Genomic DNA, 15213 nt, shown 5'->3' with positions numbered 1-15213 from the left:
GGTTTATCCTCGGATCGCCCAGAAAGCCAGGTTCAGCCCCGGGAATTGCCCCGCGATGTAGAACGCAAAACCGCCGGAGTTGGCCAGTTGCTGCCAATGCTCGCTGCCCCGGTCCAGTTCGTAATAGGTGGAGCCAACGTGATACGGGATCTGCCGTGGCGCCACCGGCAGCGGCAGCAGGCCAATGCCCGGTAATTGCAGGTTGACCAGGTTGCGGATGTGCTCCACCGAGCCGACCTTGCTCTGTTGGCCAAAGTGGCTGCGCAGGGTTTCGGCGGGTACGTCGGCGCGCACCACCAGGATGAAGCTGGCGCTGTCGAGCAGGGCCTTGTCGGCCAGCATCGCCACATGGACGCCATAGGCTTTTTCGACGATCGGAATCGGCGTGGCCTTGCTGTCGATCAGCATCGACAGCGCCTCACGCAGGGCTTGCATCACCGGCGCGAAACTCAGCGCCAAGTCATCGTGCTGGTACTGCGGGTATTCCTGGGGCCGTCGCCCGGAAGCGGTAAAGGTCGAGAACTCGCCGGCCAGACTCACCAGCTCGCTGTAGAACCGCTCGGGGTGCAATGGGCTCAACTGGCTCAAGTGCTGGATCAGCGGCTGGGCACGGTTGACCAGTTGCAGCAGCATGAAATCGGCAATCTCCGAGGCACCGCCGGCACCGGACGCCACCACCCGCCCGGCGAGGGCTTCGCCGCGCTGATGCAGCAAGCCCAGCAGTTCGCTGCGAAACGCGGCCAGGGGGTTGGAGGCGACCACATCCAGCAGCGGCGGGATGTAGGTGTCGTCGAGCACCAGGGCTCGGTCGGCGCGTTTCTCCTTGATTCGTACCAGGCCGATGGCGGCGTAGTCGCTGATGCCATCCCGGGCTACCAATAATCGCAGCGCCCTCGAACCCACTGCCACCGGGGCCTGGTTTTCGAACGGCGCGTTGTCGTCCCGGACTTCGCGCACCTGGCTCACGTAGCGCGCAGCGCCCAAGGCTTCGCCTTCGTCGACCGTATCACGCGCACCGGCGCGCTTGAGCGGCAAGGCCAGGTACACCAAACCATCGCGCAGGTTGTCATCGACATTCAGCGGGCTCGGTGCCAGGTCATCCTGGGGAATGTTGAATGGCGTGCCGTCCGGCAACAGGCCCCGCGCCGAGATAATCGCCAGTTTGCCCTGGGCCAGCAGGCCCTGGTCGATCAGCAATTCGGAGAAACCCCAGGCGCCGGCCGACAACGGGCGGCTCCGGGCGTCGATGAGGTTCTCCAGGTAACGGTCATGCTGCTGGAAGTGCTGCGTTCCAATGAACATGCCTTCCGACCAGACCACACGATTGTTCCAGGACATGGGGGGCTCCGATTGCTTATTGGGCAGGGCTGGATGGGGAAACCACGACGGCGCTGCGCACGGCTCGCACGTCGAGGCTGATCTGGTATTCGGTGTATTGGCGCGGCGGGACATTCATCACCGCGCGCCACAACGACTGATCCAGCTCGCGATACCCCACCAGTACGCCGATATGGCGGGTGGCCGGGTCGAGGTCGCGCTGCAGGCTCAACTGCTGGCCGGGCTGGATCAGCACTTCGTCCTGGTCGATCAGGTCTGCGCCGAGCGTCGCCTGGGCCCGTTCGGCCAGTGCGAAATAATCGGAACGGCCGAAGGTGGCGGCATTTTTCAATTCAAAAATACGCACCCGGACCGGGGCTGGCTGGCCAGTGGCGCCGGGGTTGAGCCCGGCAATGGCGTGAAAGTGCAACTCGACGGCGGCCGTGTCGGCCTCGGCCTCGGCCTCTTCGGGCTGGGGTTTGGCTGCATCCTTGGCACATGCGGTCAGCAGAAGCGCGGTAGCGACTGCGAGTAAAAACCTGGGAATCATCCTGCGTCCTCAATGACGTTTCAGCTATCCGTTGTTCCGTTCTTTGCTATGAATGGCGCTATGCGATGGCGACGCTCAGCCGCGGCGCTGCCTCGTACTGTGTTCTTCGTAGGCGCGGCTGAATTCACGACCGAACAGGTCCTGGAAATCCTCTTGGGCCTCGCGGGAAATATTGCTGTAGAGCTCGGTGAACTGCTGCCAGTACTGGGCCTGTCGCGAGCCATTGAAAATGCTCGACAGACCACCGGGCTTGCCCATGCGCTCTTCCAGTTGTGCCGGCTCGAAGCGCGCCAGCAGGTGCTTGATCGCAGCTTCCACACCGGCCATCACCGCCAATTGATGGGCACGCAAGTCATCGAAGCTGTCGCGCACCGCCAAGTCCGGCGCCATGAACGCCTGATTGCTGTGGCGCAACAGCAACAGCAATGCTTCATCGACGTTGGGAGCGAATTTCAGAGGATTGTTTTCCACCGGTTGAATCATCGTCTGCTGGATGCGGAACTCGCCCTTGAGGCTGCTGCGGGCACGCAAGACATCGATCAGGCCTTCGACCATCAGCCGATAACTGCGACCGATGCTTTCCATTTGCGCCTCGGCCTGAGCCTTGTCCAGGCGCACTTGATCCAGCCCGGCCCCGCGCAGAAAAGCTTGCAACAGGTCGGGTTGAGAATTGTCGGCAGGATTGACCGGGCGTTCGACGATGGCCACGGGTTCGCGCAGAGGTGCCGGCTCGATCGGTACACTGATGTGAGGTACGGGTGGCGGCGCAACTTCTGCAACAGGCAAGGAAGCGACAGGCGGGGGGGCAACCGCCACCGGCGCAGGCTTGTCGCTGAACAGATCCCAATCTTCCGGAATCAGTTGGGCCGACGCCTGCGGCGCGGGCTCGGCCACGGGCGTTGGGTTGGGAATCGGGGTCGGTGGGCGGAAGTCGTGCTGCTCGGCCGGGACATGGTCGGGTTGGGTGGCTGGCGGGACGCTGGTCGGTGTCAGAAAGTCGAACAGGTCCGGCATCGTGTCCATGGCCGATACGCCCTGAAAATGTGCAGGCGGTGCCACAGGCAACGACGTCGGCGTATTCACGACGGCGCCCTGACGCCCCATCAGGGCCTCGAAGCTGCTGGACGAATCGGCGAAAGGGTTGCCGTCGGTCACCGGCAGACTGAAATCGATACGCGCCTGGATTTCATAATCACCGATGCGGATAACTTCGCCATCTTGCAACGGCTCGCTGTTGCCCTTGCGCAGACGAATACCGGCCTTGACCAATTCCACACCGTTAGTGCTGTTATCAGTTAAGTAATACCGGCCATCTTTATATTGAATAACGCAATGTTTTCCGGAGACCAAACGCTCTGGATCGGGCAATACCCAGTCATTATCAGAATTGCGGCCAATTGCCATCACTCCCTGATCCATGGATTTTTCAGAGCACTGGCCAGGGGTAATCTTGTGATAACTAGTGATAGTCAAACACAGTGACATCTTGCCTCCTTGCTGAACACTTTGCGCGCGGGCGAATCGGGATTCACTCCCGCGAGACTCGCTCCGACAACCTTGCAAAAACAACCTGAAAACGGTTTTTTAACAGCACAATTGCTGATCTTAACCTGCTTGCGTGACAAAAAACCTGCGTCAGTGCCTGCCTCGACCTATCGGTCGCGCGGGTTGTTAAGCACCTCACATCTGTCACACAGAGGAAATAGCTTACCTTGACAAGCCATAAGTACTACACCAAAAATGCATAACTTCTTGAATATAAATGATGGCACTTTAAGATCACCGCGCATCTAAAGGGCTATTACACTCAAGGAAGCACGTGAAGTTCCAACTGGAACTAGCATGTGAACTGCCCGACTCTGTCAGTCGGGCGATAGGGAGATCAAATTCAGTGGAAGTGCCTTTGTTGCTCGCCGCCGTTTCCGCGACTTCGCCTTGTGGTGAAGATCTGGAATATGACGCGGATTTTTTACGCCTGGAACGCGATTCCCTGGGCCAGCCCGAGCGCAGCATGGGCGATTCAATATTGCCTGCGACCCCTCCTGAATGGCGCGGCATCCAGCAGCAAAGTCTGGATTTGTTGCAACGCAGCAAAGACCTGCGTATCACCCACTACCTTTTGCAAAGTTCCCTTGCCCTCGAAGGCGTCACCGGCCTGGCCCGCGTCCTGACACTGATCAGCGAATTGCTCAAGCAATACTGGGCCGACCTGCATCCGCGCCTGGATGCCGAAGACGACAACGACCCCACCGTGCGCATCAATGCCCTCGCCGGCCTGACGTCCGATGCCACCATTCGCCTGTTGCGCGAAAGCATCCTGGCCCGTTCGCGAACCTTTGGTGCTGTCAGCCTGCGCGCCGCCGCCAATGCCAGCGGCCTGCAAAGCTTCCCTGACGAAAACCTCGGCGCCGAGCAGCTCGCCGGGGCGTTCCTGGACAGCGATCCCGAACAGTTGGAAATCACCCGCGCCGCTTTGCACGAGGCCCGCAGCGTCGCCGAGGCCATCGAGCAACAGGTCAGCGAACAAGTGGGTTCCGCCCAGGGCGTTGACCTTGGACCGTTGAAGCAACCGCTAAAAATGGCCCTGCAGATTCTCGGCCAGTTCGCCCCGCAGAGCGGCGACAGCCCCCTGCCCGACTCCATCAGCGACGACAGTGCCGCGTCGGTTGAACACACCACCGTACCAAGCACACCGCGCAGCACTGGTACCAGCAGCGGCGAAATCAACAATCGCGACGACGTGCTGCGCAGCCTGGACCGGATTCTTGCGTACTACACCCGTCATGAGCCCTCCAGCCCGCTGCCGGTGCTGTTGAACCGGGCGAAGAATCTGGTGCACGCCGACTTTGCGGCGATCGTGCGCAACCTGATTCCCGACGGCATGAGCCAATTTGAAAACCTGCGCGGACCAGACAGCGAATAAAAGCGAACGGATCACGCAGTCACGTCACCGGTACCACCGGTGACGCCAACACCGTCGCTTGAGCGACCAGGAGCAGCAACGTGGCGAAGCAAAGTTCTCAGAAATTCATCGCGCGCAACCGCGCGCCTCGAGTGCAGATCGAGTACGACGTCGAGCTTTACGGCGCCGAGAAAAAGGTCCAGTTGCCCTTCGTCATGGGCGTCATGGCGGACCTCGCCGGCAAGCCCGCCGAGCCTCTGGCGCCTGTGGCCGATCGCAAGTTCCTTGAGGTGGATGTCGACAACTTCGACTCGCGCCTCAAGGCCATGCAGCCACGCGTCGCGTTCCACGTGCCCAACGAGCTGACCGGCGAAGGCAACCTGAGCCTGGACATCACCTTTGAAAGCATGGACGACTTCAGCCCGGCCGCCGTGGCGCGCAAGGTCGACTCGCTGAACAAGTTGCTCGAAGCGCGCACCCAACTGGCCAACCTGCTGACCTACATGGACGGCAAGACCGGTGCCGAAGAAATCATCATGAAGGCCATCAAGGATCCGGCGCTGCTCCAGGCGCTTGCCAGTGCGCCGAAGCCAGCCGAGCCTCAGGCTTAATCAGGACGAATGATCATGACCGATTCAGTACGTGCAGACGCTCAGACACTGGGCACCACCGAAGAAGCCAGCGAGTTCGCCTCCCTGCTGCTGCAAGAATTCAAACCCAAGACCGACCGCGCCCGCGAAGCCGTCGAAACCGCCGTGCGCACCCTGGCCGAGCAGGCCCTGGCGCAGACCGACCTGGTGTCCAACGACGCCATCAAGTCGATCGAATCAATCATCGCCGCCATCGACGCCAAGCTCACCGCCCAGGTTAACCAGGTCATCCATCACCCGGACTTCCAGCAACTGGAAAGCGCCTGGCGTGGCCTGCACTACCTGGTCAACAACACCGAAAGCGACGAGCAACTGAAGATTCGCGTGCTCAATATCTCCAAGACTGACCTGCACAAGACCCTGAAGAAATTCAAGGGCACCGCGTGGGACCAGAGCCCGATCTTCAAGAAGATGTACGAGGAAGAATACGGCCAGTTCGGCGGCGAACCTTACGGTTGCCTCGTGGGCGATTACTACTTCGACCAGTCGCCGCCGGATGTCGAGTTGCTGGGCGAGCTGTCGAAAGTCTGCGCCGCCATGCACTCGCCGTTCATCGCAGCCGCATCGCCGACCGTGATGGGCATGGGCTCGTGGCAGGAACTGTCGAACCCGCGCGATCTGACCAAAATCTTCACCACCCCGGAATACGCGGGCTGGCGCTCGCTGCGCGAATCGGAAGACTCGCGCTACATCGGCCTGACCATGCCGCGCTTCCTCGCCCGTCTGCCGTATGGCGCCAAGACCGATCCGGTGGAGGCCTTCGCCTTCGAAGAAAGCACCGACGGTGCCGACAGCTCCAAGTACACATGGGCCAACGCCGCTTATGCAATGGCGGTGAACATCAACCGCTCGTTCAAACACTTCGGCTGGTGCTCGCGCATTCGTGGCGTGGAGTCTGGCGGTGAAGTGGAAAACCTGCCGGCGCACACCTTTCCGACCGACGATGGTGGCGTGGACATGAAGTGCCCGACCGAAATCGCCATTTCGGACCGCCGTGAAGCGGAACTGGCGAAGAACGGTTTCATGCCGCTGTTGCACAAGAAAAACACCGACTTCGCCGCGTTCATCGGCGCCCAGTCGCTGCAGAAACCGGCCGAGTACGACGACCCGGACGCCACCGCCAACGCCAACCTGGCTGCGCGCCTGCCGTACCTGTTCGCCACCTGCCGTTTCGCCCATTACTTGAAGTGCATCGTGCGCGACAAGATCGGCTCCTTCAAAGAGAAGGACGAAATGCAGCGTTGGTTGCAGGACTGGATCCTCAACTACGTCGACGGTGACCCGGCGCACTCCACCGAAACCACCAAGGCCCAGCACCCATTGGCTGCGGCCGAAGTGATCGTCGAGGACGTGGAAGGCAACCCGGGGTACTACAACTCCAGGTTCTACCTGCGCCCGCACTATCAGCTCGAAGGTCTGACCGTGTCGCTGCGCCTGGTATCCAAGCTGCCTTCGGCCAAGGGCGCGTAAAAACCTGCAGAGGCACGCTTGTGTGGGAGCCGGGCTTGCCCGCGATGGCATCAATGCGGTCCGGCTGAAAACCGCAGTGCCTGCATCGCGGGCAAGCCCGGCTCCCACAGGTTCTGTGCCTTGACTGGCATTTGGGACAGGCCCGAGAAGCGTGATTCTGCAGGAGCTTTGAACAGATTTCGCAAGGTCGGCGTTAACCAAACAATGTGGTAGAGACCACACAGGGAGAGAACATGGCTGTTGATATTTTCATCAAGATCGGCGACATCAAGGGCGAGTCCATGGACAAGGCCCACAAGGACGAAATCGACGTCTTGAACTGGAGCTGGGGCATGTCTCAGTCCGGCAATATGCACGTGGGCAGCGGCGGCGGCGCCGGCAAGGTGAACATCCAGGACCTGTCGCTGACCAAGTACGTCGACAAAGCCTCACCGAACCTGATGATGCACTGCGCCAGCGGCAAGCACATCGACAAGGTCAAGCTGACCGTGCGCAAGGCCGGCGGCGAAAGCCAGGTCGAGTACATGATCATCAATCTGGAAGAAGTGCTGGTCACGTCCCTGAGCAGCGGCGGCTCGGGTAGCGATGATCGCCTGACCGAAAACCTGACCCTGAACTTCGCCAAGGTGCTGGTGGACTACCAGCCGCAAAAAGCCGATGGCACCAAGGAAGGCGGGCCGGTCAAATTCGGCTGGAACATCCGCCAGAACGTCAAGGTGTAACGAACATGCCCCCGCCGTTATACGTCGGGGGCATTTTGGTGCTTGCTCGAATCCAATCCTTTCCCATCCGGTGTCTGAGTCATGGCCAAACCTTCGTTTATTAATTTGTGGAAAGCGTATTCCGATCTCCTGATTAAGTACCCTGACGCAAAGCCCTGTGAAGGGCCTTGGGCAAACCAGTGTGCTATTCGCATGAGCATGACGCTCAACGCAGAGCTGACAATCAAGGTCAACAAATCCACCTATACCGAACCCAAATGTGCACATGAGCACGCCAGGGGTGCCGAGTCGCTGGCGAACTGGTTGTGGAAACATCCTCTGGGACGACCACTGATTCTCGGTGGAAGTGCCGACGAACGCCGCAAGCTTCAAGACAAGACCGGACTCATCTTCTTCAAGGATTGTTTCCAGCAGACAGGAGAGTCATCGGACAATCGCACCGGCGATCATATCGACCTGTGGAATCGCGGCCTGACCATCGGCCGGTACAGCGACCCTGCATACCGCTCCAAAGCCATCTGGTTCTGGGAGCTGACATGATCAGATCCAGCCGAAACCTGGCGGCCCTGTGCTGCGTATTATCGAGCCTGTGGGCGTGCGCCGGCCAACAGGCTACCCCTGCTTCCGAGGATCAGGTCGTCACTCTGGGCGAACAACGACTGACGCTGGGGAACGATCAGCAGCAATGCGTGTTGCGTAAACCGGATCAGAGCGTGCTACCCCTCGAGATGCCATGGCCTTGCCAATTTGCTGTCGACCGACAGGGAAAACCTCACGTCGAATCCTTCAATAACGTACCAATCGTGATCGTGCTGCATGTGAGCGTTGATCCTGCGAACAGTCGTGAATGCCGGTCCGAGTACCGCGCCGTACGCCAAGTCAAAGGCCAGCTCGAACCTTCGGTGGTCGCGCGCAGTGCCAGTTGCCTGCGCGGTGCAGGGGATCAGAAAGATTACACGGGTCTTTTCATTTGGTAGCCGACCTCACATGCGATCGTCCACGACTCTGCGCATCGCTCAAGAAAGATTGGGCTTTGAAGGTTGAAATGATTAAAAGAACCCTGTTGATACTACTCTCGGGCGGCCTGCTGAGCCTCAATGCCTGGGCCGAACAGCAACCATCCGCTGCACCCGGCAATCAGGTAATTGTCGCCGGACAAACACTGACCCTGGAAAGACACGATCAGCAATGCGCCTTGCGCAAACAGGACCAAAGCCTCTTGAAACTGGACATGCCGTGGCCTTGTTTTCTGAGTGTCGATCGAAAAGGTCAGCCACGGGTCGAAACCTTCAAAAACGCCCAAATCATTATCGTGGAGCACTCCACACCCGAGCCGCCTCCAAGTCGTGATTGTGACGCTCGGTATCAGGCCATCCGCCAAATCAAAGGCCAGCCAATGGAAGTGTCGAAAGTCGCCCATAGTGCTGGCTGTATGACCGGCGTCATGGACCAGAAAAATTTTGTGGCGCATTTCTCGTGGTAACCGAAATCGCCACCCGCGATCGCCTGCAACCGTCCCTGCTGGACCGGTTGACCGACGACGACCCGAGCAACCTCAAGGAAAGCGCCGACAAGCGCGTGCTCTCCCTGACCCAACTGAAAGCCTCGGTGCTGCGTGACTTGGCGTGGCTGCTCAACACCACTTCGTTGCTCAGCGCCGATGCGACGTTGCACACCCCGGCCGGCACGTCAGTGGTCAACTTCGGGCTGCCAGCCTTGGCCGGCAACAGTGCGTCGAACGTCGATATCGCGGCGCTTGAAGCGCTGATCCACCAGGCCATCGCCACGTTCGAACCGCGGATTCTGCGTAATACTTTGCGCGTGCGGGCCCGGGCATCCGCCGAGATGAACCACAACGCCCTGAGTTTCGAGATCGAAGGCGATCTTTGGGCGCAGCCAGTGCCGCTGCGCCTGATGCTGCAAACCGATCTGGACCTGGAATCCGGCCATGTGCGAGTGGTCAACGCCGAACAGCGGAGACGCCCATGAATCCGCGCCTGCTGGAACTGTACAACCAGGAGTTGCATCACGTGCGCGAAAGCGCGGCGGAGTTCGCTCAGGAATACCCGAAAATCGCCAGTCGGCTGACGTTGTCCGGCATGGACTGCGCCGACCCGTACGTCGAGCGCTTGCTGGAAGGGTTTGCTTATCTGACGGCGCGAGTACAGCTCAAGCTCGATGCCGAATACCCGACCTTCACCCACAACCTGTTGGAAATCGCTTACCCCCATTACCTGGCGCCGACACCGTCGATGACCGTGGTGCAATTGCAGGCCGACCCCGATGAAGGCTCGCTGAGCAGCGGCTTCCCGCTTCCCCGGGACACGGTCCTGCGCACCGCCCTGGGCCGCGAAACCCAAACCTGCTGCGAGTACCGCACCGCCCACGCGGTGACGTTGTGGCCGTTGCAGGTCAGCCAGGCCGAGTACTTCGGCAACCCGTCCGCCATGCTCGGGCGCTTGGCCGCCAGCGAACCCAAGGCCAAGGCCGGTCTGCGCCTGACCCTGCGCACCGGCGCCGAACTACCGTTCAACAGTCTGGCCCTGGACAACCTGCCGCTGTACCTCAACGGCGCAGACGAGCAGCCCTTCCGCCTCTACGAACAGCTACTGGGCAACGTCTGCGCCGTGTTCGCCCGTCAGCCTGGCGGTGATTGGGTGGAACGCCTGCCGCAGGATGCACTGCGCTCCCAGGGATTCGACGATACCGACGCCGCGCTGCCAGTGGTCTCGCGGGCCTTCCAGGGCTATCGCCTGTTGCAGGAATATTTCGCCCTGCCCCAGCGCTTTCTGTTTGTCGACTTCACCCAGTTGAGCCGGGCGGTCAAACGCTGCGACGGCCAGGAACTGGAGTTGATCGTGCTGTTCGACCGTCACGATCCAAGCCTGGAAGGCAGCGTCGGAGCCGCGCAGTTCCTGCCGTTCTGCACCCCGGCAATCAACTTGTTTCCCAAACGCCTGGATCGCATTCACTTGTCGGAACGGGTCAATGAACACCATGTGATCGCCGACCGCACCCGGCCGATGGATTTCGAGATTCATTCCCTGACTACCCTCACCGGCCACGGCACCGGGTCGGAGCAGCCTTTTTTGCCGTTCTATGCGGTACGCGATCCGTCTCGTTACGGCCGCGATCAGGCCTGGTACACGGTGCGACGCGAACCCCGCGTGCTGTCCAGCGGCCAGCGGCGCAACGGCCCGCGCTCGACTTACATCGGCAGCGAAACCTTCGTCAGCCTGGTGGACAGCCAGCAGGCGCCTTATCGCCACGACCTGCGCCAACTGGGCGTAACAGCGTTGTGCACCAACCGCGACCTGCCGCTGTTCATGAGCGTGGGCAACAGCAAGACCGACTTCACCCTGGCCGACAGCGCACCGGTAGCGGCGGTGCGCTGCGTAGCAGGCCCGAGTCGCCCACGCGCCAGCCATGCCCATGACGCCAAGGCGTGGCGGTTGATCAGCCAGCTTTCGCTGAATTACTTGTCCCTCAGCGAACAAGGCCAAGGCGCCGCTGCCCTGCGCGAACTGCTGCGCCTGTACGGCGACAGCAACGATGCGGCGTTGCAATTGCAGATCGAAGGCCTGCGCGAAGTCAGCAGCAAGGCCTGCACCCGACGCTTGCCAATGCCCGGTCCGATCGTGTTTGGTCGTGGCCTGGAGATCACCCTGGAATTCGATGAAAACGCGTTTCGCGGCACTGGAGTCTTCTTGCTCGGTGCAGTGTTCGAGCGCTTCCTGGCACGCTACGTGTCGATCAACAGTTTTACCGAGACGGTGATCCGTACCACCGAACGCGGCGAGATCATGCGATGGAAAGCCAAGCCCGGACGCCGTCCGACCCTGTGAGTACCCTGGACGCGATGCACCAGGAGCCCTGGGAATACGACTTCTTCCAGGCGTTGCGGCGCATCGAGTGCGAATCGCCTGACCTGCCGCGCCTGGGCCATTCGTTGCGCCTGGCCGATGATCCGCTGCGCCTTGGGCAACAGGCCGATTGCACCTTCGCCCCGGCGACCCTGGCGTCAGTACAGCCGGGCGTCGACGGTGCGCCGGCGCGCCTGGAGCAGTTCTTTTTCGGCCTCGGCGGCCCCAACGGCCCATTGCCGCTGCACATCACCGAATATGTGCGCGAACGCCAGCGCAACAACGCCGACAGCACCAGTAAACGCTTCCTGGATGTGTTCCATCACCGTCTGCTGAGCCTGTTTTACCGGGCCTGGGCCGAAGCGCGGCCGACGGTCAGCCATGACCGCCCGGACGATGACTACTGGTCGGCACGCTTGGCGGCACTGAGCGGCCGGGGCATGCCGAGCCTGCTCAAACAAGGGCTGATCCCCGACACGGCGAAGTTGCATTACAGCGGTCATCTGTCGGCACAAACCCGCTACCCGGATGGTTTGAAGGCCATTCTCAGCGAGTACTTCGGCCTGCCGGTGGAGATCGAAGAGTACGTCGGCCAATGGCTGGAGCTGCCGGAACGCAGCCGCGTGGGCGCCAGCGCCCATCAATTGGGCGTGGATTTTTGCCTGGGCCGTTACGTCTGGGATCGCCAGCACAAATTCCGCATTCGCCTGGGGCCACTAAAGCTGGATGACTACATGAGCATGCTGCCCGGTAGCCAACCCTTCAATGAGCTGGTGGCCTGGGTGGCCGAATATTTGGGCCATGAACTGGACTGGGATCTGAACCTGATTCTGAAACAGCCCGAAGTACCGGCGTTGCAACTCAATCGCCAGTTCCGCCTGGGTTTCAATACCTGGCTGGGCCAACCCGAAAAAGATGCCAAGGATTTAATACTGGCCCGGCACTACGCCGAGCAGGCCAACACCTCACAGATCTCAAGGAGCCATGAGCATGGGTGAAATCAGTCGCGCCGCGTTATTCGGCAAACTCAACAGCGTGGCCTACAAAGCCATCGAAGCCGCCACCGTGTTCTGCAAGTTGCGCGGTAACCCTTATGTGGAGCTGGCCCACTGGTTTCATCAGTTGCTGCAACTGCAGGACTCAGACCTGCACCGCATCATCCGTCAGTTCAATATCGAACCGGCGCGCCTGGCCCGTGACTTGACCGAAGCCCTGGACCGTTTGCCACGTGGCTCGACTTCAATTACTGACTTGTCCTCCCATGTGGAAGAAGCCGTGGAGCGTGGCTGGGTCTACGGCAGCCTGATGTTCGGCGAAAGCCAGGTGCGTACCGGTTACCTGGTGCTGGGCATCCTCAAGACGCCGAGCCTGCGCCATGGACTACTGGGGCTGTCGGCAGAGTTTGACAAGATCAAGGTCGAGGCCCTGAGCGAGCGTTTTGACGAATACGTCGGTGACTCGCCGGAAAATGCGCTCAGCGCCAGCGACGGTTTCAACGCCGGCAGCGTGCCCGGTGAAGCCAGCGGCGCCATGGCCCCAAGCGCCATGGGCAAGCAGGAAGCGCTCAAGCGTTTTACCGTCGACCTCACCGAGCAGGCCCGCAGCGGCAAGCTTGATCCGATTGTCGGGCGTGACGAAGAAATCCGCCAACTGGTGGACATCCTCATGCGCCGTCGGCAGAACAATCCAATTCTGACCGGTGAAGCCGGTGTCGGTAAAACCGCCGTGGTCGAAGGTTTTGCCCTGCGCATCGTCGCCGGTGACGTGCCGCCAGCGCTCAAGGACGTGGAATTGCGCAGCCTCGACGTCGGCCTGTTGCAGGCCGGCGCGAGCATGAAAGGTGAATTCGAACAGCGCCTGCGCCAGGTCATCGAAGACGTCCAGGCCTCGCCAAAACCGATCATTCTGTTTATCGACGAAGCCCACACGCTGGTAGGTGCCGGTGGCGCCGCCGGCACCGGGGACGCGGCCAACCTGCTCAAACCGGCCCTGGCCCGGGGCACCCTGCGCACCGTGGCCGCCACGACCTGGGCCGAGTACAAGAAGCATATCGAGAAAGACCCGGCCCTGACCCGCCGCTTCCAGGTGGTGCAAGTCGCCGAGCCGTCCGAAGACAAGGCGCTGTTGATGATGCGCGGCGTGGCCTCGACCATGGAAAAACACCATAAGGTGCAGATCCTTGACGAAGCCCTGGAAGCCTCGGTCAAGCTGTCCCATCGCTACATCCCTGCGCGCCAATTGCCGGACAAATCCGTGAGCCTGCTGGACACCGCTTGCGCCCGGGTCGCCATCAGCCTGCACGCCGTGCCGGCCGAAGTGGACGACAGCCGTCGTCGCATCGAGGCGCTGGAAACCGAACTGCAAATCATCGCCCGCGAGCACGCCATCGGCATCGTCATCGGCGCCCGCCAGAGCAACAGCGAAAACCTGCTGGCCGCCGAGCGCGAACGCCTGACCGAACTCGAAAGCCGCTGGGCCGAAGAGAAAACCCTGGTGGACGAACTGCTCGCCACCCGCGCCACCCTGCGCGAAAGCGTCGGTGTGGTCGACCGCGACGTTGGCAGTGACGAAAGCCACGCCCTGTGCGAGAAACTGGTGGACCTGCAACAGCGTCTCAGTGCTCTGCAAGGGGAAACCCCGCTGATTCTGCCGACGGTCGATTACCAGGCCGTGGCCTCGGTGGTCGCCGACTGGACGGGTATTCCGGTGGGCCGCATGGCCCGTAACGAACTGGAAACCGTGCTCAACCTCGACCAGCACCTGAAGAAACGCATCATCGGCCAGGACCACGCCTTGCAGATGATCGCCAAGCGCATCCAGACCTCCCGCGCCGGCCTCGACAACCCGAGCAAGCCGATTGGCGTGTTCATGCTCGCGGGCACCTCCGGCGTGGGCAAGACCGAAACGGCCCTGGCCCTGGCCGAAGCCATGTACGGCGGTGAGCAGAACGTCATCACCATCAACATGAGCGAATTCCAGGAAGCTCACACCGTATCCACCCTCAAGGGCGCGCCACCGGGCTATATCGGCTATGGCGAAGGCGGCGTGCTGACCGAAGCCGTGCGGCGCAAACCCTACAGCGTGGTGCTGCTGGACGAGGTGGAAAAAGCCCACCCGGACGTGCATGAGATCTTCTTCCAGGTCTTTGATAAAGGCGTGATGGAGGACGGCGAAGGCAGGGTGATCGACTTCAAGAACACCTTGATTCTGCTGACCACCAACGCTGGCACCGAGTTGATTGCCCGGGTCTGCAAAGACCCACAAAACGTGCCCGAGCCCGAAGAGATCGCCAAGGCCTTGCGCCAGCCGCTGCTGGAGATTTTCCCGCCGGCATTGCTGGGCCGCCTGGTGACCATTCCGTACTACCCGCTCAGCGACGAGATGCTCAAGGCCATTACCCGCCTGCAGCTCAACCGTATCAAAAAGCGCGTGGAGAACACCCATAAAGTGGCCTTCGATTACGACGACGCGGTGATCGACCTGATCGTCTCCCGCTGCACCGAAACCGAAAGCGGTGGGCGAATGATCGACACCATTCTGACCAACAGCCTGCTGCCGGACATGAGCCGTGAATTCCTCACCCGCATGCTCGAAGGCAAAGCGCTGGCAGGCGTGCGGATCAGCGCCCGGGATAACGAATTGCACTACGACTTCAGCGACGCGGCCTAAGGCTAAACCGCCTTTGTAGGAGCTGCCGAAGGCTGCGATCTTTTGATCTGGCTCTTCGGCTTGAGACTCA

The 15213-nt window shown here is 60.9% G+C and carries 14 protein-coding genes; 11 read left to right on the top strand and 3 right to left on the bottom strand.

What is annotated here, in order from left to right:
• Positions 1-3 precede the first annotated feature (3 nt).
• The 3 genes from tssK to tagH form a co-directional block, all read right to left on the bottom strand.
• Positions 4-1338 carry a type VI secretion system baseplate subunit TssK gene (gene tssK / locus F6R97_RS15165; protein ID WP_038980634.1) on the bottom strand — a complete coding sequence of 445 codons (1335 nt, stop codon included), beginning with the start codon at positions 1336-1338 and terminating at the stop codon, positions 4-6.
• A gap of 16 nt (positions 1339-1354) precedes the next feature.
• Positions 1355-1867, bottom strand: coding sequence for a type VI secretion system lipoprotein TssJ (gene tssJ / locus F6R97_RS15160; protein WP_007894506.1), 513 nt, complete (start codon positions 1865-1867; stop codon positions 1355-1357).
• A 75-nt stretch (positions 1868-1942) separates the two neighbouring features.
• Positions 1943-3352: a type VI secretion system-associated FHA domain protein TagH gene (gene tagH, locus F6R97_RS15155; protein ID WP_038980632.1), complete on the bottom strand. Its 1410-nt coding sequence runs from the start codon at positions 3350-3352 to the stop codon at positions 1943-1945.
• Between the two features lie 406 nt (positions 3353-3758).
• Here tagH and tssA point away from each other — a divergent pair, with 406 nt between their 5' ends.
• The 11 genes from tssA (at position 3759) to tssH (ending at position 15143) form a co-directional block, all read left to right on the top strand.
• Positions 3759-4790 carry a type VI secretion system protein TssA gene (gene tssA, locus F6R97_RS15150; RefSeq protein WP_315866759.1) on the top strand — a complete coding sequence of 344 codons (1032 nt, stop codon included), beginning with the start codon at positions 3759-3761 and terminating at the stop codon, positions 4788-4790.
• Positions 4791-4870: 80 nt separating this feature from the next.
• On the top strand, positions 4871-5380 hold the full coding sequence (tssB, locus tag F6R97_RS15145) for a type VI secretion system contractile sheath small subunit (protein WP_007894500.1): 510 nt from the start codon (positions 4871-4873) through the stop codon (positions 5378-5380).
• 15 nt (positions 5381-5395) lie between these two features.
• Complete coding sequence (gene tssC / locus F6R97_RS15140) at positions 5396-6889, top strand: type VI secretion system contractile sheath large subunit (RefSeq protein ID WP_038980628.1); 1494 nt, start codon at positions 5396-5398, stop codon at positions 6887-6889.
• Positions 6890-7122: 233 nt separating this feature from the next.
• The gene (locus F6R97_RS15135; RefSeq protein WP_038980626.1) at positions 7123-7611 is read left to right on the top strand and encodes an Hcp family type VI secretion system effector; all 489 of its coding nucleotides are present in this window, start codon (positions 7123-7125) and stop codon (positions 7609-7611) included.
• An 81-nt stretch (positions 7612-7692) separates the two neighbouring features.
• Positions 7693-8151 (top strand): type VI secretion system amidase effector protein Tae4, encoded by a 459-nt coding sequence (locus tag F6R97_RS15130; protein ID WP_315866758.1) that lies wholly within the window; start codon positions 7693-7695, stop codon positions 8149-8151.
• A complete protein-coding gene (locus F6R97_RS15125; RefSeq protein ID WP_050681685.1) occupies positions 8148-8588 on the top strand; it encodes a hypothetical protein in 441 nt (146 codons plus the stop codon). Before F6R97_RS15130 ends, F6R97_RS15125 begins: the two co-directional genes overlap by 4 nt.
• Before the next feature lie 56 nt (positions 8589-8644).
• Positions 8645-9094, top strand: a complete 450-nt coding sequence (locus tag F6R97_RS15120) for a hypothetical protein (protein WP_231669695.1) — start codon at positions 8645-8647, stop codon at positions 9092-9094.
• On the top strand, positions 9088-9600 hold the full coding sequence (tssE, locus tag F6R97_RS15115) for a type VI secretion system baseplate subunit TssE (RefSeq protein ID WP_038980622.1): 513 nt from the start codon (positions 9088-9090) through the stop codon (positions 9598-9600). The genes F6R97_RS15120 and tssE overlap by 7 nt, the downstream gene beginning before the upstream one ends.
• On the top strand, positions 9597-11456 hold the full coding sequence (gene tssF, locus F6R97_RS15110; RefSeq protein ID WP_048396229.1) for a type VI secretion system baseplate subunit TssF: 1860 nt from the start codon (positions 9597-9599) through the stop codon (positions 11454-11456). The genes tssE and tssF overlap by 4 nt, the downstream gene beginning before the upstream one ends.
• Positions 11420-12472, top strand: coding sequence for a type VI secretion system baseplate subunit TssG (gene tssG / locus F6R97_RS15105; protein ID WP_038980620.1), 1053 nt, complete (start codon positions 11420-11422; stop codon positions 12470-12472). The genes tssF and tssG overlap by 37 nt, the downstream gene beginning before the upstream one ends.
• Positions 12465-15143: a type VI secretion system ATPase TssH gene (gene tssH, locus F6R97_RS15100; RefSeq protein WP_048396227.1), complete on the top strand. Its 2679-nt coding sequence runs from the start codon at positions 12465-12467 to the stop codon at positions 15141-15143. Before tssG ends, tssH begins: the two co-directional genes overlap by 8 nt.
• Positions 15144-15213 lie beyond the last annotated feature (70 nt).

The organism is Pseudomonas sp. JV414 (assembly GCF_032424305.1).
Lineage (GTDB): Bacteria > Pseudomonadota > Gammaproteobacteria > Pseudomonadales > Pseudomonadaceae > Aquipseudomonas > Aquipseudomonas lini.
The sequence above is the reverse complement of the archived record's forward strand: the minus strand, read 5'-3'. Positions and strand labels throughout refer to the sequence as shown.

Bases quoted from the DNA above. Each gene is read 5' to 3' on its own strand.
- F6R97_RS15125 (WP_050681685.1), top strand. From the start codon at position 8,148: ATGATCAGATCCAGCCGAAACCTGGCGGCCCTGTGCTGCGTATTATCG.
- tssF (WP_048396229.1), top strand. From the start codon at position 9,597: ATGAATCCGCGCCTGCTGGAACTGTACAACCAGGAGTTGCATCACGTG.
- tssC (WP_038980628.1), top strand. From the start codon at position 5,396: ATGACCGATTCAGTACGTGCAGACGCTCAGACACTGGGCACCACCGAA.
- F6R97_RS15130 (WP_315866758.1), top strand. From the start codon at position 7,693: ATGGCCAAACCTTCGTTTATTAATTTGTGGAAAGCGTATTCCGATCTC.
- tssJ (WP_007894506.1), bottom strand. From the start codon at position 1,867: ATGATTCCCAGGTTTTTACTCGCAGTCGCTACCGCGCTTCTGCTGACC.
- tssK (WP_038980634.1), bottom strand. From the start codon at position 1,338: ATGTCCTGGAACAATCGTGTGGTCTGGTCGGAAGGCATGTTCATTGGA.
- tagH (WP_038980632.1), bottom strand. From the start codon at position 3,352: ATGTCACTGTGTTTGACTATCACTAGTTATCACAAGATTACCCCTGGC.
- tssH (WP_048396227.1), top strand. From the start codon at position 12,465: ATGGGTGAAATCAGTCGCGCCGCGTTATTCGGCAAACTCAACAGCGTG.
- tssG (WP_038980620.1), top strand. From the start codon at position 11,420: ATGGAAAGCCAAGCCCGGACGCCGTCCGACCCTGTGAGTACCCTGGAC.
- F6R97_RS15135 (WP_038980626.1), top strand. From the start codon at position 7,123: ATGGCTGTTGATATTTTCATCAAGATCGGCGACATCAAGGGCGAGTCC.